The 24,701-nt window shown below is 68.8% G+C and carries 27 protein-coding genes and 4 pseudogenes; 20 read left to right on the top strand and 11 right to left on the bottom strand.

What is annotated here, in order from left to right; translation table 11 throughout:
* Positions 1 to 83: 83 nt before the first annotated feature.
* The 3 genes from OG933_RS00540 to OG933_RS00530 are packed head-to-tail and all read left to right on the top strand — an operon-like array spanning position 84 to position 2,295.
* On the top strand, positions 84 to 923 hold the full coding sequence (locus OG933_RS00540; RefSeq protein WP_405624770.1) for a SigB/SigF/SigG family RNA polymerase sigma factor: 840 nt from the start codon (positions 84 to 86) through the stop codon (positions 921 to 923).
* Complete coding sequence (locus OG933_RS00535; protein WP_405624768.1) at positions 920 to 1,423, top strand: DUF5133 domain-containing protein; 504 nt, start codon at positions 920 to 922, stop codon at positions 1,421 to 1,423. The genes OG933_RS00540 and OG933_RS00535 overlap by 4 nt, the downstream gene beginning before the upstream one ends.
* Positions 1,423 to 2,295, top strand: a complete 873-nt coding sequence (locus tag OG933_RS00530; RefSeq protein WP_405624766.1) for an SDR family oxidoreductase — start codon at positions 1,423 to 1,425, stop codon at positions 2,293 to 2,295. Before OG933_RS00535 ends, OG933_RS00530 begins: the two co-directional genes overlap by 1 nt.
* Positions 2,296 to 2,618: 323 nt before the next feature.
* Here OG933_RS00530 and OG933_RS00525 read toward each other — a convergent pair whose 3' ends face one another.
* Positions 2,619 to 3,044 (bottom strand): SRPBCC family protein, encoded by a 426-nt coding sequence (locus OG933_RS00525; protein ID WP_405624765.1) that lies wholly within the window; start codon positions 3,042 to 3,044, stop codon positions 2,619 to 2,621.
* Between the two features lie 310 nt (positions 3,045 to 3,354).
* Between OG933_RS00525 and OG933_RS00520 the strand changes: the two genes are divergently transcribed.
* A complete protein-coding gene (locus OG933_RS00520; RefSeq protein WP_405624763.1) occupies positions 3,355 to 3,825 on the top strand; it encodes an SPW repeat protein in 471 nt (156 codons plus the stop codon).
* Between the two features lie 449 nt (positions 3,826 to 4,274).
* Positions 4,275 to 4,522 (top strand): annotated as a pseudogene (locus OG933_RS00515) (hypothetical protein); the annotation flags it as partial.
* A gap of 215 nt (positions 4,523 to 4,737) precedes the next feature.
* On the opposite strand, the gene OG933_RS00510 reads toward OG933_RS00515, so the two are convergent.
* Both OG933_RS00510 and ctaD read right to left on the bottom strand, forming a co-directional pair.
* Positions 4,738 to 5,082: a cytochrome C oxidase subunit I gene (locus OG933_RS00510; RefSeq protein ID WP_405624762.1), complete on the bottom strand. Its 345-nt coding sequence runs from the start codon at positions 5,080 to 5,082 to the stop codon at positions 4,738 to 4,740.
* A 16-nt stretch (positions 5,083 to 5,098) separates the two neighbouring features.
* A complete protein-coding gene (gene ctaD / locus OG933_RS00505; protein ID WP_405624761.1) occupies positions 5,099 to 6,805 on the bottom strand; it encodes a cytochrome c oxidase subunit I in 1,707 nt (568 codons plus the stop codon).
* Positions 6,806 to 7,070: 265 nt separating this feature from the next.
* Here ctaD and OG933_RS00500 point away from each other — a divergent pair, with 265 nt between their 5' ends.
* The 8 genes from OG933_RS00500 to OG933_RS00465 all read left to right on the top strand — a co-directional run bounded on the left by OG933_RS00500 (position 7,071) and on the right by OG933_RS00465 (position 14,245).
* Positions 7,071 to 7,436, top strand: a complete 366-nt coding sequence (locus OG933_RS00500) for a phage holin family protein (protein WP_405624760.1) — start codon at positions 7,071 to 7,073, stop codon at positions 7,434 to 7,436.
* Positions 7,412 to 8,086, top strand: coding sequence for a DUF3618 domain-containing protein (locus tag OG933_RS00495; protein WP_405624759.1), 675 nt, complete (start codon positions 7,412 to 7,414; stop codon positions 8,084 to 8,086). Before OG933_RS00500 ends, OG933_RS00495 begins: the two co-directional genes overlap by 25 nt.
* Before the next feature lie 300 nt (positions 8,087 to 8,386).
* On the top strand, positions 8,387 to 9,310 hold the full coding sequence (locus OG933_RS00490; protein WP_405624758.1) for a Rieske 2Fe-2S domain-containing protein: 924 nt from the start codon (positions 8,387 to 8,389) through the stop codon (positions 9,308 to 9,310).
* Entirely contained in the window at positions 9,294 to 9,836 is a 543-nt protein-coding gene (locus tag OG933_RS00485) for a DUF1360 domain-containing protein (protein ID WP_405624757.1), read from the top strand. The genes OG933_RS00490 and OG933_RS00485 overlap by 17 nt, the downstream gene beginning before the upstream one ends.
* A gap of 1,325 nt (positions 9,837 to 11,161) precedes the next feature.
* The gene (locus OG933_RS00480; protein ID WP_362523084.1) at positions 11,162 to 11,494 is read left to right on the top strand and encodes a MerR family transcriptional regulator; all 333 of its coding nucleotides are present in this window, start codon (positions 11,162 to 11,164) and stop codon (positions 11,492 to 11,494) included.
* 134 nt (positions 11,495 to 11,628) lie between these two features.
* Positions 11,629 to 11,901: a hemolysin III family protein gene (locus tag OG933_RS00475; RefSeq protein WP_405624755.1), complete on the top strand. Its 273-nt coding sequence runs from the start codon at positions 11,629 to 11,631 to the stop codon at positions 11,899 to 11,901.
* 261 nt (positions 11,902 to 12,162) lie between these two features.
* On the top strand, positions 12,163 to 13,401 hold the full coding sequence (locus OG933_RS00470) for a PP2C family protein-serine/threonine phosphatase (RefSeq protein WP_405633178.1): 1,239 nt from the start codon (positions 12,163 to 12,165) through the stop codon (positions 13,399 to 13,401).
* Between the two features lie 262 nt (positions 13,402 to 13,663).
* Positions 13,664 to 14,245: a hypothetical protein gene (locus tag OG933_RS00465; RefSeq protein WP_405624754.1), complete on the top strand. Its 582-nt coding sequence runs from the start codon at positions 13,664 to 13,666 to the stop codon at positions 14,243 to 14,245.
* Positions 14,246 to 14,341: 96 nt separating this feature from the next.
* Here the strand turns inward: OG933_RS00465 and OG933_RS00460 are convergent.
* Positions 14,342 to 14,533 (bottom strand): annotated as a pseudogene (locus tag OG933_RS00460) (fatty acid desaturase); the annotation flags it as partial.
* 306 nt (positions 14,534 to 14,839) lie between these two features.
* Positions 14,840 to 15,247, bottom strand: a complete 408-nt coding sequence (locus tag OG933_RS00455) for a gas vesicle structural protein GvpA (protein WP_405624752.1) — start codon at positions 15,245 to 15,247, stop codon at positions 14,840 to 14,842.
* Positions 15,248 to 15,352: 105 nt separating this feature from the next.
* Between OG933_RS00455 and OG933_RS00450 the strand changes: the two genes are divergently transcribed.
* Positions 15,353 to 15,493 carry a hypothetical protein gene (locus tag OG933_RS00450; protein ID WP_405624751.1) on the top strand — a complete coding sequence of 47 codons (141 nt, stop codon included), beginning with the start codon at positions 15,353 to 15,355 and terminating at the stop codon, positions 15,491 to 15,493.
* Between the two features lie 198 nt (positions 15,494 to 15,691).
* Here OG933_RS00450 and OG933_RS00445 read toward each other — a convergent pair whose 3' ends face one another.
* The 3 genes and pseudogenes from OG933_RS00445 to OG933_RS00435 all read right to left on the bottom strand — a co-directional run bounded on the left by OG933_RS00445 (position 15,692) and on the right by OG933_RS00435 (position 18,063).
* Positions 15,692 to 16,021, bottom strand: a complete 330-nt coding sequence (locus tag OG933_RS00445) for a hypothetical protein (RefSeq protein WP_405624750.1) — start codon at positions 16,019 to 16,021, stop codon at positions 15,692 to 15,694.
* 36 nt (positions 16,022 to 16,057) lie between these two features.
* Positions 16,058 to 16,971 (bottom strand): annotated as a pseudogene (locus OG933_RS00440) (NADP-dependent oxidoreductase).
* 279 nt (positions 16,972 to 17,250) lie between these two features.
* Positions 17,251 to 18,063 (bottom strand): amidohydrolase family protein, encoded by an 813-nt coding sequence (locus tag OG933_RS00435; protein ID WP_405624749.1) that lies wholly within the window; start codon positions 18,061 to 18,063, stop codon positions 17,251 to 17,253.
* A gap of 730 nt (positions 18,064 to 18,793) precedes the next feature.
* Here OG933_RS00435 and OG933_RS00430 point away from each other — a divergent pair.
* Positions 18,794 to 19,138, top strand: a complete 345-nt coding sequence (locus OG933_RS00430; protein WP_405624748.1) for an ANTAR domain-containing protein — start codon at positions 18,794 to 18,796, stop codon at positions 19,136 to 19,138.
* 5 nt (positions 19,139 to 19,143) lie between these two features.
* Here the strand turns inward: OG933_RS00430 and OG933_RS00425 are convergent, their stop codons facing one another.
* A complete protein-coding gene (locus OG933_RS00425; RefSeq protein WP_405633176.1) occupies positions 19,144 to 19,431 on the bottom strand; it encodes an STAS domain-containing protein in 288 nt (95 codons plus the stop codon).
* Between the two features lie 273 nt (positions 19,432 to 19,704).
* On the opposite strand from OG933_RS00425, the gene OG933_RS00420 reads away from it, so the two are divergent.
* Positions 19,705 to 19,860 carry a hypothetical protein gene (locus tag OG933_RS00420; protein ID WP_362533516.1) on the top strand — a complete coding sequence of 52 codons (156 nt, stop codon included), beginning with the start codon at positions 19,705 to 19,707 and terminating at the stop codon, positions 19,858 to 19,860.
* 325 nt (positions 19,861 to 20,185) lie between these two features.
* On the opposite strand, the gene OG933_RS00415 is transcribed toward OG933_RS00420, so the two are convergent.
* Positions 20,186 to 20,602, bottom strand: a complete 417-nt coding sequence (locus OG933_RS00415) for a helix-turn-helix domain-containing protein (RefSeq protein WP_362533519.1) — start codon at positions 20,600 to 20,602, stop codon at positions 20,186 to 20,188.
* A 97-nt stretch (positions 20,603 to 20,699) separates the two neighbouring features.
* On the opposite strand from OG933_RS00415, the gene OG933_RS00410 reads away from it, so the two are divergent.
* The 4 genes and pseudogenes from OG933_RS00410 to OG933_RS00395 all read left to right on the top strand — a co-directional run.
* Entirely contained in the window at positions 20,700 to 21,446 is a 747-nt protein-coding gene (locus tag OG933_RS00410) for a DsbA family protein (protein ID WP_405624746.1), read from the top strand.
* A 14-nt stretch (positions 21,447 to 21,460) separates the two neighbouring features.
* Positions 21,461 to 22,105, top strand: coding sequence for an FMN-dependent NADH-azoreductase (locus tag OG933_RS00405; RefSeq protein WP_405624744.1), 645 nt, complete (start codon positions 21,461 to 21,463; stop codon positions 22,103 to 22,105).
* A 253-nt stretch (positions 22,106 to 22,358) separates the two neighbouring features.
* Complete coding sequence (locus OG933_RS00400; protein ID WP_362533528.1) at positions 22,359 to 22,805, top strand: hypothetical protein; 447 nt, start codon at positions 22,359 to 22,361, stop codon at positions 22,803 to 22,805.
* A gap of 369 nt (positions 22,806 to 23,174) precedes the next feature.
* A pseudogene (locus OG933_RS00395) lies at positions 23,175 to 23,853 on the top strand (IS5 family transposase); the annotation flags it as partial.
* 206 nt (positions 23,854 to 24,059) lie between these two features.
* On the opposite strand, the gene OG933_RS00390 reads toward OG933_RS00395, so the two are convergent.
* Positions 24,060 to 24,473 (bottom strand): hypothetical protein, encoded by a 414-nt coding sequence (locus OG933_RS00390; protein ID WP_405624743.1) that lies wholly within the window; start codon positions 24,471 to 24,473, stop codon positions 24,060 to 24,062.
* Positions 24,474 to 24,701 lie beyond the last annotated feature (228 nt).

The raw sequence follows: 24,701 nt of genomic DNA, 5'->3' as shown, positions 1-24,701 counted from the left end.
TGCGGCATCCCTGACCAGACTTTGCCCCGGCCGGATACCACTGCCGGCTGAGCCCGAAGAACCAAAGCTCAGGAGCGATCCGCATGCTGACCAACATGTCGACAGGCCATCCCGGCGCGCCTGAGACCACCTCTGCCCCGCGGTCGCGGCGCACGCACGACGACAGCCCCGACACCGCATGCCTGTTCACCCGCCTGTCTCAACTGGGGGAGGGCCCGGAGCGGCATGCCGTCCGCGACGAACTGGTCGAAGCCTGGCTGCCGATGGCGCACCGGATCGCCGGCCGCTTCCGGGACCGGGGAGAGTCCATCGAAGACCTGCGCCAAGTGGCTGCACTGGGCCTGGTCAAGGCCGTCGACAGGTTCGACCCCGCCGTCGGATCCTTCGAGAGCTACGCGGTACCGACCATCACGGGCGAGGTGAAACGGCATTTCCGCGACCGGATGTGGGCCGTCCGCGTGCCGCGCCGGGTACAGGACCTGCGCAACCAGGTCCGGCTGGCCCGCCGCGAACTCATGCAGCACCCCGGCAGCCCCGAACCCACTCCCGCCGCTCTCGCCTCCCACACCGGCCTCACCGAGAAGGAGGTCAAAGCAGGCATGGAGGCGCTGGAGAGCTTCAGTGCCCTCTCCCTGGACGCCGAGCTCACTGCTGACGGCGGCGGAGCCAGCCTCGCGGACACCCTCAGCGTCGCGGACCCCTCCTACGACAAGGTGGTGGACCGCGAGGCGGTGAAAAGGGGGCTGCGCCGGCTGCCGGAACGGGAGCGGGCCATCCTCTACATGCGCTTCTTCCAGGACATGACGCAGAGCAGCATTGCCGACCGGCTCGGCCTCTCTCAGATGCACGTCTCCCGGCTCATCAGCACCAGCTGCGCCAGTGTCCGCAACGACGCCCTGGCCGACTCCGGCCCTCCCACATGACCCCGGCTGCCGCCCGGTCTGAAGGAGACCGTCCGATGCTGATGCCTCTGCCCGCGACACTGCGCCGTCTCGTCAAGGACTACGAAGCCCTCGCCGCCGATCAGAGCGCCGCCGCAGCCGCCACGTCGAGTGCCCGGCTGCGAGACCTCGCTTACACCCTGTGCGTGTCTACCGGGAGGCGCGAAGTCTTTGACGCATCGCAGGTCGCCCGCACCTGCCTCGACAGTGCCGCGGCCGGCCCGTACCCGGCGAGTGCTTTCCCGGATCTCCCGGTCCCGTCGAGTTCCCGGCCCGGCTGTCCGGCTCCGAGCCGCAGACTCTCTTCCCGCGGGTGTCGATCCGTCGTGGCCAGTGATGCAGCCGCCGCGCACCGGAGCGCCGCAGCGACTTCCAGCACCCCTCCAAGCCAGCCGTGGCCAGCCACTGGGCGGCCTCGCGCCTGCCACGAACCCAGCGCGGCCCGGCGTAGGCGGCTGCGCACCCGGACGAGAGGTTTGTGATGAGCGAGCACCCCACCGAAAAGCACCCCCAGCCCGACTTCCCGCAGCAGGACCAGGAGTATCCCGGCTGGACCGGCCCGATGGACCCTCCTCCCGACCACGGCGAGGAGACATACGAAGGCAGCGGCCTGCTCGGGGGGCGCATCGCCGTCGTCACCGGAGGAGACTCGGGCATCGGCCGTGCCGTGTGCCTGGCCTTCGCCCGCGAGGGCGCTGACGTCCTGTTCACCTACCTTCCACAGGAGGACAAGGACGCTCGCGAGACCACGCGGCTCGTCGAAGAGGCAGGCAGCAAGGCGATCGCGGTGCCGTGCGACATCCGTGAGGAAGCACAGTGTGACCGGCTGATCGAGCACGCCGTCGCAGAGTTCGGACGCATCGACGTCCTCGTGAACAACGCCGCCTACCAGATGTCACAGCCTGATGGCATTCAGGCGATCACCACGGAACAGTTCGACCGGGTCATCCGCACCAACCTCTACGGCATGTTCTGGCTGTGCAAGAAGGCCCTGCCCCACATCCCGGCAGGTGGATCGATCATCAACACCACCTCCGTGCAGGCGTACAAGCCCAGTCCTCATCTCCTCGACTACGCCACCACCAAGGGCGCGATCGTCACCTTCACCCAGGGGCTGGCCCAGATGGTGGCGTCCGACGGCATCCGGGTCAACGCCGTGGCTCCCGGCCCTGTGTGGACCCCGTTGATCCCCGCGACGATGCCGGACACCAAGGAGTTCGGTAAGCAAACACCTCTGGGACGGCCGGCACAGCCCGCGGAGATGGCACCTGCCTACGTGTTCCTCGCGTCCGACCGCGCCAGCTTCATCACGGCTGAGATCCTGAATGCCACCGGCGGAACGCCGCTGCCCTGACAGCTGGGGCTGCCGCCCCGGCTGCGGAACCCAGATCAGCCAGACGGCATGAACATGTGATCGCGGAAGGACTGCCGACGCCCTTCCGGGCGCTGAAACCGGGCCCAGCCGGCCATGCTCGGGACCAGAGTCGGCGAGCACGCTTTGCAGGCGGTTGATCGTCCGCTTGACGACTGCGGCGCGCCATCGCGATCCGCCACGACAAGACCTACCAGACAGCCGTCATCCTTCGCTTCTGACGTGGGCGCGAGATCTGACGGCAACTCCCAGACGCCAACCGCGTCAAATACCGCAACGGTGAACCACGGCGTGCGAGTTCGAGGTCACGATGCTGCGGCGGTCTCGGCCAGCTTCTGGAATTCGCCGAGGTCGTAGTTGGCCAGTGTCGAGTCCAGATTGGTCAGCGCGCCGACGTGCTCGATGAACCCCTCGGGGTCGTACTCGATCTGCAGCGTCACGCGACTTGTCGTGTCAGTGAGCCGATGGAAGGTGACCACACCCGCGTGGTGAACACCTTCCACGGTGTGCCAGGCGATCCGTTCCTGCGGGATCAGCTCGGTGAGCTCGGCGACGAAGTTCTTGTCGGCGCCGGGCAGTTGCAGCTGCCAGGCGAAGCGGCGGTCGTCCAACCTCTCCACCAGGCGTACGTGGCTCAGAAAGGACGGCCACCGGGCTACATCGCTCCACAGTTCCCAGGCGACAGCGACGGGGGCCTCGATATCGACCGTTTCCACGAGGGACGCGGACATGCGGTACCTCTCCTCCGGTTGGTTGGGCGCCGGCCCGACGGTTGCGATGCGGAGCGGATACCCGCGCCGGGGCGGCGCACACGACGCGGATCCGACAGGGCGGCAACAGATGAGAGCAGGCTCGGCATGTCACGCCCATGGCGGACGCCATCACTCCTGTGCCGGCCGTCGGCGACCCTCAGCGCTGGCGAGGTGTCCCTTAGACCTGCGCAATTCTTCGGACCCGGGTGGCTCGGCGACGGTTACCTCGGCACCGGGGGGTACTCGATTCACGTAATGCACGCATAAGAGTCAAATCGGAGGTATCGGCATGACGACGCAGCCCCGGTCGGACATGGCAACACATCCGGACATCCTCGCCATGCGCAATCGGCACGAGATGGCCGAACGTGTCGCGACCACTCCGAGGGCACAGGCCGTCGAGGCCATGGCCCTGATCACAGGCCTCTACCTGGCGGCTTCACCGTGGATCGCGGGTTTCAACGAGTTCTCCACCCTGGCGGTCAACAATCTGATCGTCGGCATCGCATACGCCGTGATCATGAGCGGGGGCTTCGGCCGGGCATACGAGCGGTCGCACAGCATGGCGTGGGCCGCTTGCGCGCTCAGTGTGTGGACGATTTTTGCGCCCTGGGTGGTGGCAGGCGACGTCAGTACCACCAGGACCATCGTCAACAACGTCATCGTCGGCGTGATCGCGCTCATGATGGCCCTTATGGCCGCCGCAGCTGCCCGCCCGGTGGATCAGTCGTCCGGCGACCGCTCGTCCTCGCACAGGTGATCGCCCCACACCGCATCGGCGGGACGCTGTTGAGCCGGCGCTAACACGCCGGAGAGGGCCCTTGCCGTGCAAGAGGCAGTCCATCAAGAAGCCCAGGGCTTCCTTGACGCGGCTCCCGCGGCTCACATCCGAACAGGATGGCCCGTGGTGGGCGGGCGGATGCGTTGGCTACGAGGACGTCCCGCCCGAGCATGGCCGCCGCCCGTTGCCGCCGCAATCTTGCTCAAGGCACTCCCCGGTCGCCGGGCGAACCGGGGCCGTGCCGACTGCGTTCGGCCTTGACCCCGGTACGCCGGAGCCTGTCGATCTCCATGTCGTCGGCTTCCTCACGGTGTTCTGGCAGGGCTGGATGGCATCTGTCAGTCGTGAGTCAGGAGCGGGACTTCCGGGGTCTTAACCGCGGCCACTGGGTACTCCGTCTGCTCGGCCTTTCAATGAAGAGAGTGCCCATGGCCTTCAATCCCCTGGAACAGCGGGGTATCCCGCTGGACCGCCAACTGCGCAGTTGGCGCGAGCTGCACGTGAAGCCGATCGATCCCGACCACGGTGATCCGTACACCCGATGTCGGATCATCACGATGAACGGCATCAAGTGGAGGCGATCCTCTTCAGCCACCAGCTCGCCCGCGACACTGTCGATCCTGAGGTGAAGCGGCAGCTCGCGCGGATCCGGTACATCAAGGCGCAGCAGCAGAAAACTGGTGTGCGCGTGGCGAAGGCGGGCGCCCCGGCCCCAAGATCCCAGGAAGACCGGCCGGCGCTCGCGAGCAGGGGTGGGATCCACGCCGAAACACGGCACTGTCGCCCTGGCTCTTCGCCTCCTGTGGGCGGCCAGGACTCAGGTGGGGGGGCCGGTGCAACGGAGCCGGCCCATCGCCGTATCGGTCTCGCCCCGCTCGCAGCCGCCCCTGGTCAAAGCGCTGACAGCAGGGTGGCCATCGTGGTGAGAACTGCGCAGACAGTCAGTGCCAGACCGAGGCAGCGGCGCCGCAACTGGCGGTAGCGGTGTTCGTACTCGATACGCAGGGACAGGCTTCGCGCCGCGATGCGCTCGATGTCACGTCGAGCGCGGCAAAGACTGTCGGCAATGTAATGGCTTTCGATCTCCGCGCGCTGTGACGTCGTCAGCCACTCCATCGGCCGGACGAACTCCCGCGCACGCTGCTCCGCTTCCGCGACCCGGGCCTGCCACAGCAGGTATCCCTCCACCGTGTTGCCGAGTTCGTCGGCGGTTCCCCGCTCCGGCAGAGCGCTCAACGCGTGCCTCGGCCGTTCATGCGCGGACGCCGTGGGCCTCGGCCTCGGCGATCGCGATGTCGGGATGGTGCAGGTCGAACGCGGGGGACTCGCTGCGGATCCGCGGCAGGGTGAGGAAGTTGTGCCGTGGCGGCGGGCAGGAGGTCACCCATTCGAGGGAGCGGCCGTAGCCCCACGGGTCGTCGACGCCGACCGGCTTGCCGTACCGGCTCGTCTTCCACACGTTGTACATGAACGGCAGCATCGACAGGCCGAGGATGAAGGAGCTGATCGTCGAGATCGTGTTCAGGGCGGTGAAGCCGTCGACGGCCAGGTAGTCGGCGTACCGACGCGGCATGCCCTCGGCGCCCAGCCAGTGCTGGACGAGGAAGGTGCCGTGGAAGCCGACGAACAGCGTCCAGAAGGTGATCTTGCCGAGGCGCTCGTCGAGCATCCTGCCGGTGAACTTCGGCCACCAGAAGTGGAAACCGGCGAACATCGCGAAGACGACGGTGCCGAAGACGACGTAGTGGAAGTGCGCCACCACGAAGTACGAGTCGGACACGTGGAAGTCCATCGGCGGCGAGGCCAGGATGACGCCGGTCAGACCACCGAAGAGGAACGTGATGAGGAAGCCGGCCGCCCAGAGCATCGGTGTCTCGAAGGACAGCGAGCCCTTCCACATCGTTCCGATCCAGTTGAAGAACTTCACGCCCGTCGGCACGGCGATGAGGAACGTCATGAAGGAGAAGAACGGCAGCAGCACCCCGCCGGTGACGAACATGTGGTGCGCCCACACCGTCACAGACAGACCGGCGATCGAGATGGTCGCGGCGACCAGACCCATGTAGCCGAAGACCGGCTTGCGGGAGAAGACCGGGATGATCTCGGTGACGATGCCGAAGAACGGCAGCGCGATGATGTACACCTCTGGATGGCCGAAGAACCAGAACAGGTGCTGCCACAGCAGGGGCCCGCCGTTGGCCGCGTCGAAGATGTGGGCGCCGAACTTGCGGTCCGCCTCCAGGGCGAACAGCGCGGCCGCCAGGACCGGGAAGGCCAGCAGGACCAGGACACCGGTCAGCAGGACGTTCCAGGTGAAGATCGGCAGGCGGAACATCGTCATGCCGGGCGCGCGCATGCAGATGATCGTGGTGATGAAGTTGACCGAGCCGAGGATGGTGCCGAAGCCGGAGAAAGCCAGCCCCATGATCCACAGGTCGGCGCCGAGCCCCGGGGTGCGGACCGCGTCCGACAGCGGGGCGTAGGCGAACCAGCCGAAGTCGGCGGCCCCTTGCGGGGTGAGGAAGCCGCCTACAGCGATCGACGAGCCGAACAGGTAGAGCCAGTAGGCGAACATGTTCAGCCGCGGGAAGGCGACGTCCGGCGCGCCGATCTGGAGCGGCATGATCCAGTTCGTGAAGCCGGCGAACAGCGGCGTCGCGAACATCAGCAGCATGACCGTGCCGTGCATCGTGAACGCCTGGTTGTACTGCTCGTTCGAGACGATCTGGATGCCCGGACGGGCGAGCTCGGCGCGCATGAGCAACGCCATCACGCCACCGATCAGGAAGAACGCGAACGATGTGGTCAGGTACAGGGTGCCGATGGTCTTGTGGTCGGTGGTCGTCAGCCACTTCACCGCCACGTTGCCGGGCTGCCTGCCCCTGAGCGGCAGTTCGTTCTGGTAGGAGTCCTCGGCTGCCTGTGTGCCGTGGGGTTGGGGTTCGTCGAGGATGCTCACAGGTTGTCCGTCTCTCGAAGCTCGCTGTCCGCTCACGCCATGACGTCAGCCATCCGCCATCCTTGCTGCGCGAGAGCAGCACCCACGCCCGGAGCGGCCGCCGAGCGGCCGATCGCGTGACTGATACACCCGGACGGAGCAGACCGCCGACGCCGACCGCACCCCGTTCATCACTGCGGTGAAGGCAGGCCGGCCGGGACCGGAGGTGTGAGCGATGTCCTTCGTTCCGTCCCACTCGGCGGTGTCGCACGTCGATGACAGGTCGGTGGGCGAGCTGCTGTCCGTCGTGACGTCGGACGTCCAGACACTGTTCCGTCAGGAGGTCGAACTGGCGAAAGTCGAGGTCAGGCAGGAGGCGACCAAGGCGGGCAAGGCTGCCGGCATGTACGGCGGCGCCGGGTTCGCCGGCTACATGGTTGTCCTGCTGCTCTCGCTGGCCGCCGTGTTCGGACTGGCCAACGTGATCGACGCGGGCTGGGCCGCCCTGATCGTCGCCGCCGTGTGGGCCGTGGTCGCAGCCGTCCTGTATCAGCGGGGCAAGACAGGCATGCGCACGGTGGCACCCAAACCGGAGCACACAGTCGAGACGATGAAGGAGAATGCGCAATGGGCACGTCACCCGACCGGATGAGGGCCGAGATCGACGCCACTCGGGGCCGGCTGTCTGCGGACGTGGACCGGCTCGCGGACCGGGCCAGCCCCCGAAGGGTGGTCCGCCGCCGCGCTCGAAGGATGCGCGGCGCTGTCTCGGGGATGCGTGAGCGGGTCATGGGAACGGCCTCGTACACCGCCCACGGGGTCAGCGGCGGTGCCCAGACCGCGGCCGGTTCCTTGCAGGAGGGCACCCAGCAAGCGGCCGGCACGGTGCGCGACGCGGCCGACCAGGCGGGGGAGGCGATACGGCAAGCGCCGGACGAGGCGATGCGCCAGACACAGGGCAATCCGCTGGCCGCCGGCCTGATCGCCTTCGGCGCGGGCATGCTGGCGTCGTCGCTGCTGCCCGCGTCCGAGGTGGAACAGGAAAAGGCCGCCGACCTGATGGCACACGGCGGGGCACTGGAGCCGGTGAAGGAAGCCGCCCTCGACTCCGCGCAGAACCTGAAGGAAGGCGCCAAGGAGGCCACACAGAACGCGGCGCAGCAGATGAAGGACACCGCTGCGGAAGCGGCCCGCACCACACAGGACGAGGCCCGCGACCAGGCCACACAGGTGACGGACCAGGCACGTGAATCGGGCAGGCAGGTTGCCGACGAGGCGCGACACCAGCCTGGACCCCGCTGAACTGCGAAACCCTGGCAGGGCCGTGCGCTGCCTGAGCCCGTCCGCGCAGGCCCTGCCCACCCCAAGCAGGCATACCGGTGCGGTGTGCTGGGGAACTTTGACCAAGTTCCCCTGGACAAGCCACGACCGCACCCGAACCGACCCGCTGTCCAGGCACGTTCAAAGAGAGAAGGACGGCTGTGTACGCGCCGTCATCCACCCGCACGGACGCCCCCCAGACCGATGCCCGGCCGGTCCCGTTTGCGGGGTGCGCAGGTGGGGACCCAGAGGCGCATGGAAAGTACGCCACGCCGCCGACGGATGAAGCAGAACCGAGTGCTGTGGCTGCTGGACGGTCTGGAATGGGCGCCCTGGGCCGATCCGGTCATCGATGCGCTCCAGGCCGGCGTGCGCTCCCTGCCACTGGGGCGCGGCCGCGACCTGCTGCACGGCAGATGGCTGGGGCACCCGGTCCATCCGCTGATGGTGCAGGTGCCGATCGGCACCTGGATGTCCGCGGCCGTGCTGGACACACGGTCCAACCACTCCCGCGAAGCGGGCCTGCTGATCGGTGTCGGCCTGGCTGCCGCCGTGCCCTCGGCGTTGGCGGGCGCCGTGGACTGGGCGGAGCTGCACCGCGAGCAGTCGCGGGTGGGGCTGGTGCACGCCATGGCGAACTGGGCGGCCGTGGGCCTGTACGCGACCTCGCTCACCTGCCGCCTCAAGGGGCGTACGAGAGCCGGCCGGGCGTACGGCTTCCTGGGGCTGACGGCGGTCGGGATGGGCGGCATGCTCGGCGGCCACCTGGCCTACCGCCAGGCAGCGGGAGCCAATCACGCCGAGGAGGTCCCGCACGTCGTGCGGGAGGGATGGCATCCGGTCGGCGCTGTGGCCGAGTTCGCGGCCGGGCGGGCCGTGCGGCGCGTCGTGGACGACGTGCCGGTCCTGGTGGTCCGCGAACCCGGCGGGACGATCCATGCGCTGGCCGACCGGTGCAGCCATCTCGCGGGTCCGCTGTCGCAGGGCACGATCGCCGACGGGTGCGTGCAGTGTCCATGGCACGGCAGCGTGTTCCGGCTCTCGGACGGCTGGAACGTGCGCGGTCCCGCGACGGCGCCGCAGCCCGCCTTCGACACCCGCATCGTCGACGGGCATGTCGAGGTGCGCCTGCGTCGCAGCGGCATGGACACGGACGGGGAACCGAGCGGGACCGAAACGGACAGGGCCCATGAGAGCACCAGCTGACAGCCGGCTCGCACCAGGCGGGAACAGGTTCTTCCGGCGCACCGCACGGGAGTACTCGGCAGGACAGGAGCGGCCGCTGGGCGGCTATCTCGCGGCCATTGCGGGGTTCAGCGCATACACGGCTGCCTGGGCGTCGGCGGTACGGCTGCGCGGGCGCCCGCTGCCCGACCGGCCCGAGCCGTGGGACGTGGTCTTGACCTCGGTGGCCACGTTCCGGCTCAGCCGACTGCTGAGCAAGGCGTCGGTGACCAGTCCACTGCGGGCCCCCTTCACGCGCTACGTGGGTGCGCAGGGGCCGGCCGAGCTTCATGAGGAAGCGCAGGAGGAGGCGGGCAGGAACACCATGGGCGAGCTGGTGACCTGCCCCTTCTGCGTCAGCGTCTGGGTAGCCTCGACCTTGACCGCCGGGCAACTGCTGTGGCCCCGCGCGACGCGCACCGCCATGGGCGCGCTCGCCGCTCTGGCCGGCGCGGACGCGTTGCAGCTGACGTACAGCGCGCTGGTCGAGAAGACCACCGACAGCTGATCCTGCGAGCGATGCCAGACGGATCAACCGGACGGGTCAAGATGCCGGAGCCGCGGACTCGAGGCAGGCGTGATCAAGCGCGTGCTGTGGCAGGGGCTTGTCGCCGGCGCCGCCAGCGGTGTAGTGAGGCCCCTCAGCGAGAAGGCCCTCACTGGCCGGCCCGACTCCCATGTGCCGACGCGGGTCCTCCAGCGCCTCACCGCCTGTCGAACGCCCCGGCACACAGCCATGTCCCGTCAACTGGGCCATGCACGACGGTCAGGCCGCCCCCCGGCGTGCTGCGCTCGGTCATGGCTCAGGCCGGATGTGCGGGGCCCGGTCGCCTCAGCCCGGTTCACCGTCGTGCCCTCACCAACGACCAGATCCTCGAGAACGCGACGCGCCGCCCTCCACATGAACCCATCAGCTCCTTCACCGTCCGCATCGCCCTGTCCGACGCCCCCAGCGCACACGCCACCGGTCGCCGCCCCCCCGGTAACCGTCAGCGTGCTCCCCGTAAGCCGAACCGCCTTGCCGTGACGGTCAGCCCGAGGTCTTGCCTTCTGTTGCCGCTCGAGGAGGCCGATTACCTCACCGTCGAACACGCGAAAATCTGTGTTGGCTGGAGTAGACATTGAGTGGTGTCGTGGATATGGTTTCTCTCGTAGCCCAGAGAGACAGCAGGGCCTGGCAGACACGAACTGCCGGGAAGCAGTATGCAGTTGCAGTGCGCAGGACGGTGCGGTGGTGGAGTTCCGAAGCCAGGGTTGTTGCAGGACGGCGACGGGGCTGACGACCGGACCGGGTGGCCCGCAGTCATCAGGGGCCGCCATGAGCAGTGGCAGTACTCGTAAGTGAAAGTTCGCAGTACCCAGCAGTGAAGTCAGTGAGCAGCACCTCGGTGAAGGCGTCGGCTGCGGGCGCGCGCACCGGGAGGTTCGGCAGTGGGGTTCCAAGCCAGAGCGGACGCAGGACAGGTGACGGGGCTGGCTGCCGAAGAGTGGCGCTTCGCGAGGCCACCAGTAGTTCGCATCACCAGCAGTACGCAGTACCGCGCTCAACAAGTGATTGATCACTGAGGGAAGAACGGAGGAGCCGAACGCCATCAGGATCGCCCGGGCGTAAGTCTTGAGCCCGGGTACCGCAGGACATCGATAGTGAGGTGGTCTCCGGTCAAGCAACCGCGATCCCGGCACGCCCGACTGCATCTCGGTCGGGTCTGCGGAAACAGAAGGCCGGCGCAGTAGAAGGGCCGGCGATGGTGTAGCAGTTCCTTCGGGCCCTGGCGCCGTACGGCGCCAGGGCCCTCCCTGTGCTCCCTCTACGCGTTCCACAGAGAGGTGCAAGTGACAGCAGACGATTCCTACGACCGTCTCGACGACGATGACTACCCCGCCTACACCATGGGCCGGGCCGCCGAGATGCTCGGCACCACGCAGGGCTTCCTCCGCGCCATCGGCGAAGCCCGCCTCATCACCCCGCTCCGCTCCGAGGGCGGACATCGCCGCTACTCCCGCTACCAGTTGCGGATCGCCGCCCGCGCCCGGGAACTCGTCGACCACGGGACTCCCATCGAGGCCGCCTGCCGCATCATCATCCTCGAAGACCAACTCGAAGAAGCCCAGCGCATCAACGCCGAGTACCGCCGCGCCGCCTCCGGGCACATGGCCGGCACCTGACCCGCAGCAGCCAGCAGCACGTCCCCCCCCCAGACTCCAGCCCAGCGACGCGCCAGGCCGCACTGATCAGCCGATGTGCCGCCATCGGTCTGGAAGGCACGGTGGAGCGCGCGGCGGCTGCGCTGAAGCCCAGGATGCGCGGGTGGCTGCACGCCGGTGTGTTTCCCCTGGCGCTGGTCGGCGGGATCGTCCTGACCGCCGTCTCGCGCTCGGCGGCGGCGGTGGCGGCCTGCTCGGTGTACGCGCTGTCCGCCTGCCTGCTGTTCGGTACCAGCGCGGTCTACCACCGTGGCACGTGGGGCCCGCGTGGGGAGGCGATCCTGCGGCGGCTGGACCACGCGAACATCTTCCTGACCATCGCCACCTTCACCGCGCATTACACGGCCATCCTCCTGGCAGCCACCTGACCGCGGCCGAGGCATGCCGGAGCGCAGGATTCGGAGGGCCCTGGCCGCACACGGCCCGAGAGGGGCTGGTGGGCGCGGCGTGCCCCGGGTCCCGTGGTGCAATGTGACTTGTCCGGTATCGGGCTCGGCAAGCTCTTTCGCGCGCCCCGAGCGGAGGCTTGAGCGTCATCGAGCAGTGAAGGAGCCGCTGTGATCGCACGAGGGCCGGACGCCGGGCGGGCTGCTCGTCTTCCCGGAGGCGACAGTGGCCGGGGCAGGGCGATGACGTTGGCGGGGGTGTTGGAGGCGGCCGAGGCCGCGGCGCCCGTGGAGTCGCTAGACGTGGTCGCGCGCATGCTCAAGGAGCACCTCGGGGCCGCGGCGGTGTCGTTCCTGATCACCGACTTCACCGGCAGTTCAGTCGTACGGCTGGGGGTGGCGGGCAGCGTCGACACCGATGAACCCGCCCGGCGGATCATGCTGCGGGGCACGCTGTACGACGATGTGATCCGCACCCAGCGGCCGAGCGTGGAGGGCAGGGGCGAGGGCGCGCTGGTGCGCATCGTCGCCCCGGTGACCAACCGCGGGGACGCCATCGGGCTCCTCGAACTGTTCCTGCCCGCGGTGCCGGACGCGGAGGCGATGCGGGAGATCGGCGAGACCGCGCACGCTCTGGCGTACATCGTCATCGCCAACCGGTCCTACACCGACGTGTACCAGTGGGGCCGCCGTACCGTCCCGCTGAGTCTGGCCGCGGAGATCCAGCACCGGCTGCTCCCGGCCTCGCTGGCGTGCGAGGCGGCGCAGTTCGCGGTGGCCGGGGCGCTGGAGCCGGCCGATCACGTCGGGGGCGACACCTTCGACTACGTGATCGACCGGGACACCGTCCAGCTCTCCGTCACCGACGCCATGGGTCACGATGTCGCCGCCGCGCTGCTGGCCACCCTTGCGGTGGGCGCCCTGCGCCGGGCACGGCGGGCCGGTGGCGACCTCGCCGAGCAGGCCCGCCAGGCCGACCAGGCCATGCGCGAGCACGGCCACAAGGGCTACGTCACCGGCCAGCTCCTGCGCATCAGCCTGATCGACGGCACAACCGAGTTCATCAATGCCGGGCACCCCTGGCCGCTGCGCATGCGGGACGGCCAGGTCCGGGAGATCACCCCGAAGATCGATATGCCGTTCGGCTTCCCTGCCCCTCACACCTACCAGGTCCAGTCGCTGGACCTGCGGCCGGGCGACAGGCTGGTGATGCTGACCGACGGCATGCTGGAGCGCAACGCAGGCAGCCTCGACCTGTCCGACCTGATCGTGCGCACCCGCGATCTGCATCCACGCGAGGCTGCCCGCACCCTCATCGCGGCGATCATCGACGCCAACGACGGCCACCTGCAGGACGACGCGACCGTCATGTGCCTGGACTGGCACGGCACCAACCACTCCCAGCGGGACGCCGCCACCGGCGCCGACCTCACCGACGCCTCACGACCGTCAAAGACGGGACGGCCCACCCCTGGGCGATGACTCTGGGTGGGTGTTCCGGCAGCCGCAACGACTGCAAGACATGGGAGCTGTGTCGCGCGAAGCCGCCGTCTCCCCGTACGAACGTGTGCTGTTTCGGTCTCGGTAGCCGCCGTTTCGCAACCAGACTGCCCTGGCGTCTCCCTCTGGGGAACTTGCATCCGTCCGGGTCAGTCGTGATGGCGGCGGGGCCAGGCTCCGGCGAGGGTGGGGTGGTCCTCGACCTTTCTGTCGGCACCCATCCCCCGTTCCGAGGAGCACTGTCATGTCCGATCGCAATACCCTCATCCGCAGCCTGCACGATGTGGGTCTGGCAGCCTGGTTCGGCGGCTCCCTCATGGGCGCGGTCGGTCTCAACGGGGCAGCAAAGGATCAAAGCGAGACGGCCCAGGCCAGGGCACGGATCGCCTCGTCGGGGTGGGCGAAGTGGACGCCGGTCAACGCCGCGGCCCTCGGCGCGCACCTGTTCGGCGGCGGCGGACTGCTCGCGGTGAACGCTCACCGGGTCGCCGCCCAGAAGGGCGTCGGGGCCTCCACCACGGCCAAGACCCTTGTCACCGCTGCGGCCCTGGCCGCCACTGCCTACGCCCGTGTCCTGGGCAAGAAAGTCGAGCTGGCCTCTTCCTCCGACCCGCAGGACGCCGAAGAGGCTGCCCGGCATCCGATCGACATCGACACGGCCCAGCGGCACCTGACCGTCGCGCAGTGGGCGGTGCCGGCCTTGACCGGATGCCTGGTGGTGCTCAACGCCCTGCACGGTGAGCAGCAGCGTCCTGAGGAGCAGCTGCCCGGCATGTGGGAGCGGGCTCGCTCCGCCGCCACCCCCTTCATCCCGCAGCACTCTTGAGGGATCTGCTCGCGGCGGGTGCGGACCAGTCGATCAAAGGTGGCCAGCCGGACTGGCGTAGCACTACGCCGCGCCGACCTTGTCGCCCCGCGGCCCTCAGGCGTGGACGCGGGCGCGCCTGAGGGGTGCCCCGGCCTGGTGGAGGCTGGTGAGCGCCTGTCGGTAGGAGGCGATCAGCCCGGTCTCCAGGTAGGCCACGCTCAGTTCCTCGCAATAGCGTCGGACGAGGATATGGGCCTTGCGCAGGTTAGGGCTGGGCATGCTGGGAAACAGGTGATGCTCGATTTGCTGTACGCCGAAGCCGCTACGGCTACGCCGACATCGTGATCCCGGCACTGTCCGCCACTGTTACAGGCCCGGCGTCGGGGCGGACGTCCTCGGTCGGCGGTTCACCACGATCGCAGACCACCCACGCGCATTGCTGGTGGCCGGAGCAGGGCGGCAGGCCGACCGGCGGATCCTGCACCCCGCAGCCGCACTCACCATGGCCCGCCAGTCCGGCGACGACGCCACGCTGCTGTCCCTTGACCCAGACCTGTACGCCGCAACAGGTGTCCCATCTGCGTTCACGCCGGCAAGGTCAGAACAACGTGGTCACCGTTCGGTCTGCCTCCTGCGGGCGGCGGGCCGTGCGCCCTGACGTTCCCGGTCCTCTTCACGGGCCGGATGGAAGGCATCGGAGACCGTCTCCGCGGCGCCGGACAGGGCTCCCTTGGTCTTGCCGCGGGTGCCGGACTCAGTGACTTGCCCGGTGAGCTCGGTAAGCCCTGCCGGCCTGCGCGGCCCTGCCTCAAGGTCGAGACGGTTGCACGCCTCGGCGAAGCGTAGGTAGGTGTCGACGCTGGCGACCACGATCCGTATGTCGATCTTGAGTATCTCGATACCGACAAGGGAGACCCGCACGAACGCGTCGATCACCAGCCCTCGGTCGAGAATGAGTTCCAGCACGTCGTAGAGACCACTGGAACCTCCCCCGCCACCCTGCTGTGTCGCCACGGTCATCACGACCAACCCCTTGCCATCTGTCTCTGCTGTGGTCCTGTCGGCGCTGCCCCTCGTCGCGACAAGGCTCGAGGTGCGAGTAGCCCTGCCACCTACGACCAAACGATGTGTGAGTCCTCAGCGTCGTGGCCGCCCGCATACCGCACCGACTTCCGCGAGCCGCATCTGCGTCTGGTGGACGGTGCTGCCCTCGACGGCGTGGGCACGGACCGGGTGCGGACGGCCTTCGGGATGGGCCCGGCCTGAAGAATGATCTCTCCTGCTGGGCTTTAGAGGGAGACGGCCGCTTTCGCTGGTTCGGGTAGGCCGGGCGCATGCCTGACACCGTCCTGGACGATCCGCGGTGGGTGGAGTGGCGCGGTGTTGTATGACTACGGCGGCATCGACCTGCGCGCGGGGCAGGGGGCGGTCGGCCTGGCGAGTGGACCGCCTGGCCGTGCCTGATTACCCGGCGGGTGCCTGCCGGCTGTGGTCCCTGAGCGACTTCTCGATGGTGTGCACGCACGTGGTGAACGTATCGAGCTGGTCAGGGATCAGATCGCGCACGGAGATCTGCTCCAGGGTGCGCCACATGTCGGCGATGGGCTCCTGCAGGGCGCGGCCGGCGTCGGTGAGGCTGACCACCATGACCCGCCGGTCGTGGGGAGCGGGTTCCCGGGCGCGCAGCATGGCGGCGGCGTGGCCGCGGTGGGCGCGGGCGAGCTGGAAGATGGCATAGCTCAATTGCCCGTCGCGCGTCGCGTCCGGCAGCTCCGATGCGGTGATGCCGGACATTTTTGCTCCCTGCCCACAAGATGTGGGGGTGATCGGTCAGTTGACGGTGAGGACGATCTTGCCGCGGTTGTGGCCGGCATCGCCGGCCTGCTGCGCCTTGGCGGCTTCTGCCAGCGGGTAGGTGGCGCTGAGCGTGGTCACCAGTGTGCCGTCGGCGGCCTGCTGGGCCAGTTCGGCCAGCCGCGCGGCGGAGCGGCGCTGCGGGCCCTCCGCGAAGACGACGCCGAGTTCGCGGGCGCGGAAGTCGGCGGTGGTGACGATCCGGTCGGTGCCGCCGCGCAAGGTGATGGAGTCCTCCAGCGCGCCCTTGCCCGCGGCGTCGAAGACGGCGTCCACCCCTTCGGGGGCGAGCTCGCGGACCCGCTGGACCAGATTGTCCCCGTAGACCAGCGCGGTCGCGCCGAGCGAGGTGACGTACTCCTGGTTGGCGGCTCCGGCCGTGCCGATGACGCGGGCGCCGCGTGCGACGGCGAGCTGGACGGCGATGGTGCCGAGCGCGCCGGACGCTCCGTGGATCAGCAGCGTCTCACCCGAGGTGACGTTGAGCAGGTCCAGCACGCGTTCGGCACCGTCGCTCGCCACGGGCAGGGCGGCGGCGTGCGTCCAGTCCAGGCCGGCCGGCTTGGGCGCGAGGACGGCCGCGGGTGCCAGGGCGTACTGGGCGTAGGAGCCGGTGTCGGACCAGCCCAGGACCTCGTCCCCCACCTTCAGGTGGTCGACGCCCTCGCCGACGGCGTCGACCACACCGGCGATCTCCCCGCCGGGGACGGCGGGCAGCGGGTGGGGAAGATGGCCTCCATGACACCGGAGCGGATCTTGCCGTCCACCGGGTTGACGCCGACAGCCTGTACCCGCACACGGACCTGGCCGGAGCCGGGCCGAGGAATGTCGATCTCCGCCTCGTGCAGAACCTCGGTGCCGCCGAACGCGTCGAAAACGATGGCCTTCATCACGGTGGTCTCCTCAAGTGGGATGCCGCGCCAACCACTTTCCGTGGCTAGCCACATAAAAGTAGCACCGATTGTGTGGCTAGCCAAGTAATTGCTTCGAGGGGATCTCGGCGAGGTCGGAGCCCCGGGGATCAGGCATCCCCGGGTCCCCCTCACACGCACCGCGCCGTCAACGACTCGGCGATGGCGGCGTCACTTTGCCGACCGTCGTCGGGCGCTGCCCGACACTGGCTTCCTGGCGAGCCCGAAGTCTCTCTTGCGTCCGGACGTCCGGAACGCCTACAGGGCGAACACGCGGCGAGCGTTGCCGGACAGGAACAGCTCGCGAGCCTCATCGTCGAGTTCCAGCTGGTCGAGGTGTTCCAGCGCCTGGGCGGGGGTGATCATCGGATAGTTCGTGCCGAAGAGCACCTTGCCCCGGCCCCGGCCGCGCAGATACTGCACCAGTTCCGCCGGGTAGCGGCGGGCGGTGTAGGCGCTGGTGTCGATGTGGACGTTCTCGTGTTTGTCCGCGACCGCGATCATCTCCGTCGTCCACGGATAGCCGATGTGCCCGCAGACGATGGTCAGTTCGGGGAAGTCCAGCGCCACCTGGTCGATGTAGGGGATGGGGCGTCCGGTCTCCGAGGGCTTGAGCGGGCCGGTGTGTCCGACCTGGGTGCAGAAGGGCACGCCCAGTTCCACGCAGGCCGCGTACAGCGGGTAGTACAGCCGGTCGGTCGGCGGCAGCTCCCACAGCCACGGCACCACCCGAAGCGCGACGAATCCCAGCTCCTCGACCGCTCGCCGCAGCTCCCGCACCGCCCGCACCGGCCGCGTCAGATCGGCGCCGGCCACCCCGCGCAGCCGACCGCCCGACTCGGCGACGAACCCGGCCACCTCATCGTTGCTGATCAGCGCCCCGTGCGGCCCGTACCAGGCAGCCGACAGACCGATCTCGACACCGGCGGCCTCCAGCGCGGACACCGTGACGGCAACGGGCAGCTGCTTCTCCAGCGGGCCGCGGCCGGTCCAGCGGCGCAGCGATTCGAACATCTCGTGGTTGGAATGGCGCAACGTGGGGTGCTGCATCCATGCGTCGACGACGGACATGATTCCCGCTCCTCTCCCAGCCGCGCAGGCCCTGCCCACAGTCTCCTCAGCGATCGCTGACCGGGAGGCTGGCGGTGAGGGGCAACAATAACTACCCGCCAGTAGAAGGTTCCGTGGAGTCGTTGGACAGAGCGGTGCCCTGCGATCCGGAGCGGGCGGGCCGGGTACTTGCGGAGCGGATCGGGTCCCTGCCCGCGATGCCCCGGCAGGTCCGGAACGCAGTCCATGACGACCAGCTCGCGCGTCTTCGCGGCCGCCGTCACGAGGGCCCTCCTGGCAGACACGGCGCCAGCACCCGCTGACGCCGACCGGGCACGACGAGGAGTAGATCTCCCCCGCCCCGAAGGCTCAAGTGCGCGCTCTCAAGGAACCCGAAACCTCGGCCGGCGCTGACTTTGGACCGACGCCGTGAGGCAGCGCATGGCGCATCTGCCACCTTTCGGGCACGAGAGGCACCTGCCACACTCTGTGTGCGGTGCTGATGCCGTGTACGTATCCCCGTGACGGCGTCAGCACTCGCTTTGTGGTGGCCGCCGGGTGGGAGCAGGTGTGAGTGGCCGAGCGAGGCTCGCGCGAGCAGGGGTCGGGCAGTCAGCCTCTCGGGCTCTTCGCCGTCGTCAGCGAAGAGTCCTCTTCCCGCCCCATGTGATCTTCGCGTGGCGCTGAGGGTGTCTTGCCGTTCCGGTCCGGGGCAGGCGTACTGGAAACGTCGCCCCTATGGAGCCCCGGAATGACGATCTCCCGCGTGCAGCGGCCCCTACCCGACGGAACGCGTGATGCCGCGGTGGCCCGTCTGGAACAGGAGAATGCCCAGCTACGGCAGGCCGTCGACTCTCATGCGGTGGTCGACCAGGCGATCGGTGTCCTCGTCGCGGTCCACCGGATTGCGCCGGCCGCCGGGTTCGAGGGGCTGCGTGAGGTCTCCCAGCACACCAACGTCAAGCTGCACACGGTCGCCGAGATGGTGATCGGCTGGGCGCTGGGGCAGTCATTGCCGGAGAGGGTGGAGCGGGAGCTGGGCCAGGCCGTGCGGCGCCGCTCGGGTCAGGGCGATGTCCCGGGCCGGCCGCAGTAGGGCGGTCAGGGTTCGAGGGCCTGCTCGAGGGTGGGGTGGCAGGTGATGAATGTGTCGATGCCGACCAGTCGCAGGACATGCAGCACGGGTGTCTGCGCGGCGGCGATACGCAGCCACCCCTCGCTCCTGCTGACGGCTTTGTGGGCGGTGACGAAGACGTTGATGCCGCTGGAGTCCATGAAGGTCACGCCGCTGAGGTCCGCCACGATCCGCGACGGCGGAGCCGCACTGTCCGCGGACAGCAGGGCTGCGCTGAGCAGCTCTTTGACGTCGTGGTCGATCTCGCCCTTCAGGCGCTCGCCGACCTGGCCGAGGCCGCGTCTGCGGCACGCCGCGCCTGGTCCGGGGACCAGGCAGGCGGTCACACACTTCTGGTCTTTACCGTCCGCGTCCGAGACCTGGGCGCTGCAGCGCTGCTGGGCCGGCGGAAGGCCTCGGAGGCGCTCGACCAATACGTGGCGGGTCAGCGCGTCGCGGAGATGCGGGTCCGGCCCGAGACCCTCGCCCATGACCTGGACTCCAGGCGAACGCTGAGAACCGCTGTGCCCGTCCGGGGGTCGGGCCCGGTGCGGCCTCTGACCACCAGTTGGCCATGCACGCTGCCTGAAAGCCTGCGCACCGCGCACGTCGCCCGGGTCACCGAGGCTCCCACGACGGCCGCCGGGCTGTGCGGGGCCGCCCTGGAAGCACTGGACGTGAAGCCCCAGAGCATCGTGCGCTGAGTTTGCAGGCTACCCGCCAGCAAGTCGTCGACCTCCACCAGCGAACGCGCACTGCAGCCGCGGCCGCGATATCGGCCGCTCGTACCGCCCACCGCGCGGCGCAGCGTGCAGCAGACCAGTTGGAAGCCGCGGCCAGCGCCGCCGAGGGCGATTACGTGGCGGTTCTGGCAGAAAAGGCGGTGGCGGCCCGCGCTAGTGAGCTCCATCGGTGCGCGGCACAAGCTCGCCCGCGACATCTGCCACGGCAAGCGCGGCCAGATCATGCAGGGGTACCGGACGGGACAGGAGGACCAGCTCGCCCCCGTGTGTCGGTGGACACCGCGGCTCAGGAGGAGGCGGCGGTGCCCGTCCGGGCGCGGTTGGCGCGGATCTCGTCGTGGTGGTCGGCGGCCCAGCCGATCAGCTGCATGACGATCTCGTGCAGGCCGCGGCCGAGCGGGGTGAGGGCGTACTCCACACGCGGCGGCACCTCGGCGTAGGCGGTGCGCGTGATCAGGCCGTCCTCCAGGAGCTGGCGCAGTGTGCGGGTGAGCATGCGCTGCGAGATGCCCGGGATCTGGCGCTGCAGGTCGGTGTAGCGCAGTGGGCCGTTCTCCAGGACGGCGATTATCAGCATGCTCCACTTGTCGCCGACCCGGTCCAGTACCTGCCGGATGAAGGCCATGTGGTCGACGGGGATGCTCGCGCACGGCCCGATCGCAGCCGCCATCTCCATACCAGTGCTGTCCTGCATGGCGCCCATTCCTCTCCGTCGCGCACACCGATGTGCCTTTTGTAACGACTTCCATACTGGCGCATCATGGCGTTACGAACAAATGAGAGGAATTGGAGCTCAGGCCGTGAAAATAGAGATCTGGGCCGAGGTTACCTGCCCCTGGTGCGGGCTCGGCAGCCACCGTGTGGACCGGGCCGTAGAGCGGTTCGAGCACAGCGACCAAGTGGAGGTGGTCCACCACTCCTTCCCGCTGGGCGCAGGCTTCCCCGCCGACCGCACGGTCAGCGTCCGCGAGGCCCTGCTGAGCAAGCACGACATCAGCGGCGGGCAGGCAGAGGCGGCGACCCGGCAGATCGAGACGCTGGCCGCCTCCGAGGGACTGAGCCCCTACCGAGTGCTGGACAACGTCGTCGGCGACACCGAACTGGCCCACGAGTTCCTCGCCCACGCCTCCGTGCAGGACAAGAACCGCGAAGCCTGGGACACGATCTTCCGTACGTACTTCGGCAAGGCCGAGCCCGTCTTCGCTCTGGACGATCTGCTCCGGCTCTCCGACGAGCTGGGCCTGGACCGTGACCTGACGCGCCAGGTGCTCACCGAGCGCCGCTACCGCACCCAGGTCCAGGACGACGCCCGCCGCGCTCAGCGCCTCGGCGCCACCGGCGCCCCGTTCATCGTCGTCGACGGCCGCTACGGCGTCCCCGGTGCGCAGGACAGCGACACCCTGCTCGACCTGCTGCGTACCACCTGGGACGAAACCCACCCGGTCACCCTCGCCCCCGCAGGAGACGCCCCGGGCTGCGGCCCCGATGGCTGCGCCGTCCCGGCCCGTCCCCGACCCGTCACCCCCTCCCCACCCCCATCTCTGTGAAAGGCACAACAGCCATGTCGTACCTGCTGCACATCGACTCCTCCTCGCTCGGCGAGGCGTCCGTCTCCCATCAGGTCGCCCAGTCCTTCCGCGACCAGTGGCAGGGCCCGGTCGTCCACCGCGACCTCGCCGCCTCGCCCGTGCCGCACCTGAGCGCCGCGGGCATCACCGCCCGCATCACCGACCCGGCCCAGCACACCCCCGAGCAGGCCAAGGCCGCCGCGCTCCAGGACGAGCTGATCGAGGAGTTCCTCGGCGCCGGCGCGTACCTGTTCACGGTGCCGATGTACAACCTCTCCATGCCGTCGGTGTTCAAGGCATGGCTGGACCAGATCATCGTCACGGACCGCACCCTGATCTTCAACGGCACCTCCCCGGTCGCGGGCCGTCCGGCCGTGCTGGTCTCCGCCCGGGGCGGCGGCTACGGCCCCGGCACCCCCAACGAGGGCCTCGACTACGTGGTGCCCACCCTGGAGGCCGTCCTGGGCCACGACAACCTCCTCGGCCTGGACGTCACCACCGTGACACCCGAGCTGACCATGGCCCCCATGGCTCCGGCCCTCGCCCCGCTCCTTCCCCTGCACGAGGCGTCCATGACGGCCGCCCACGACAAGGCCCGCACGCTCGCCACGACCTTGGGCACGCCGCGAGCCGCCTGACGCATCTCTCCAGGTGATCCCCCTGTCCCACCTGCTTGTTCTCGGCGGCAGCGGCCGCACCGGAAACACCTACTCCAGCAGGCCACTGCCCGCGGCCACCGTGTCCGCGCCCTGGTGCGCAGCCCCGAAGCGGTACAGGCTCCGGCCGACGTCGACTGTCTGAGGATTTGTGTCAGTGGAGGATGACCGCTGGAGGTGCTTAGCGGCTGCGGTGCGCTGCTGGTCCCTTGCTGGGATGTGACAGGCTGACGCGATGCGCAAGCCCAAGCCCCGCACCGCGCTCATATCTCTGGCCGCCGCCATCACTGTCTCGGCCGTCGCCACGACCGTTCTCGAGTCCTCGGCCTTCCCCGCAAGGGACGATCCCAAAGTCAAGGAAGCGTATGAGCAGGGCTACGAGTGGGTGAAGACCCGCACCGAGGCAGAACCTGACCCGACAACGAGGCTCAACCCCACGCCCACGCCGCCCACACCGTCGCCGAGCCGCGTGACCGAGATGCAGAGGGATGCGGTCACGCTCAGCGCACGTTCGGTCGGCGAGTTGGGTGAGGCGGACGACCGGGAGATCTGCGACTACTACGCCTCGGTATCCGAGTACACCAGCAGCCTTCCGGCGAAGTACCGGGATGACTGGGTACGCGGCTGCCGGGCGGCCATGACGCCCCAATCCGACAGCGGACCACGCCCCAGCGGACGCTGATCACGCACAGTTCCCAGGTGATCAGCTCGCGCTCACCCGCCGAGGAGCAGCATGTGACTTCGCCGCAACCGCTGAGAACCCCTAGCAGAATGGATCGCCCGGCGTGCGGTGTTCGGCACGCACGCTCGCGGCGTTGCCGAAATGCCCAGGTAGCGCCGCTACCAGGGCCCCTCCGGCGCCTCGCGAGCGCCCGCACCTGCTCGTACGCCAATTGATTAACCCTTCGGTGGCACAAACCAGCGTTGATCATCTTTGAGTGGCAAATGATCAACGTTCACTGGCACAGGTCAGCCCAGGTCTGTACCGTGCTTCCACGCGGCAGGATGCAACGCCTGGGCGTACGCCCCCGGGCGGCGGTATGCCCGGGTCATGACGGAACGTCGCGCGTATCCAAGTGATCTGTCCGATGCCCGCTGGGAGCTGATCGAACCAGTACTGTCCGCCTGGCGCTCGAACGCCGCGGCCGGGCTCTGGACTTCGGCCGGCCACCCAAGCATGACCTGCGCGAGATCATGAACGCGATCCTGTACGTGGACCGCACCGGCTGCCAGTGGGCCTACGTCCCGCACGACTTCCCGCCGCATCAGAGCGTCTACGGCTACTTCGCCGAATGGCAGAGGGACGGCGTCTTTGCCCAGCTCAACGGCCTGCTATGGGAGTTGGTACGCCAGCAGGAGGGCAAGAACAGCGAGCCCTCGGCCTGTGTGATCGACGCGCAGAGCGTCAAGACCTCCACGTCCGTGCCCGCGAGGAGCCAGGGCATCGACGTGGCCAAGAAGATCGTGGGTCGCAAACGCAGCGTCATCACCGACACCCTCGGCCTGCTGCTGGCGGTGCTGGTCACTGCGGCCGGCGTCCAGGACTCCACGGCTGGCCGTGTTCTCCTTCAACAGGCCGCCGCCGACCACTCCAGCCCTGCGCGAGGTCTGGGGTCGACGGCGGGTACCGCAAGCACTTCACCGAGCACGCAGCGACCCTCGGCATCGACCTGGAAATCGTCCAACGCACCCCTGGGAGCAGGGGATTCACCCCGATTCCGAGACGGTGGGATTACGGCCGGTGCGGCGAGAGTGCGTGCCGGGCGCCGTGAGTGCTGTGCGGGGCTTTCGAAACACCCCCTAGTCTCACAGCCTGAGGTGGCAGGAACCGCGAGCACGATCCCGTCGTCAGGCGGGTCCGCAGCTGCGGCATCGGCCGGCGTGGGGTGGGAGCGCCGGGCTTCGGGGACCGCGCGTGACCGGGAGCAGCGACGCGTCAGCAGTAGTCGAGCAGGCTGTAGACGTTGTCCCAGCCCCACTGGTCGAGGTAGACCTCGCTGACGTAGACGTTGCGGTTGCCGCTGTCGTCGTCCGTGAGAAGCCAGTAGCGGCTCCGGCGCCCGTTGTCGGAGTAGTAGACGCCCTCCTTGATGCAGTAGAAGTAGTTCGATCCCGCGTACAGCCACCCCGCGTGAGTGGAGTCGTAGTAGTCCGGGGCCCAGTGCGTCCACTGATTGACCACCGTGTTGAGGTACACCTGGGGGTACGTGGCGGCCTTGGCCGCCGTTGCGGATGTCTGAACCGAGGCGGCCGCCGCTGTGCGGGAATCCGCTGGTGCGGCATGCCCCGTGCCTGCCGTACCCATCACCAGGCCGGCCGCGAGCAGACCTCCAAGAAGGCGGCCCGTCATACGAGTTCGCACCTGAAATCTCCCTGTTCCCGAAGGGCTCTGTCAGTCCGGGAGCCTAGGACGCGCACGGTCGGCTGCCTTCTGGCAGCTGCCGGGTTGTGGCGCCGCCCTCCGGCTGGTAGGGCCGTGACGCACAGGAGACTGCCGAGCCTGCTACGCCGCGGGTCCTGCTTGCGGCATCGGCCTTCCCGGACGCCTCCGGCACGGCGGCCCCGGCCGCGGCGTTCA

Source organism: Streptomyces sp. NBC_00016, assembly GCF_045040885.1.
GTDB classification, from domain to species: Bacteria; Actinomycetota; Actinomycetes; order Streptomycetales; family Streptomycetaceae; genus Streptomyces; species Streptomyces coriariae.
Note: the sequence above shows the minus strand (reverse complement) of the source record. Positions and strands in the feature narration are given on the sequence as shown.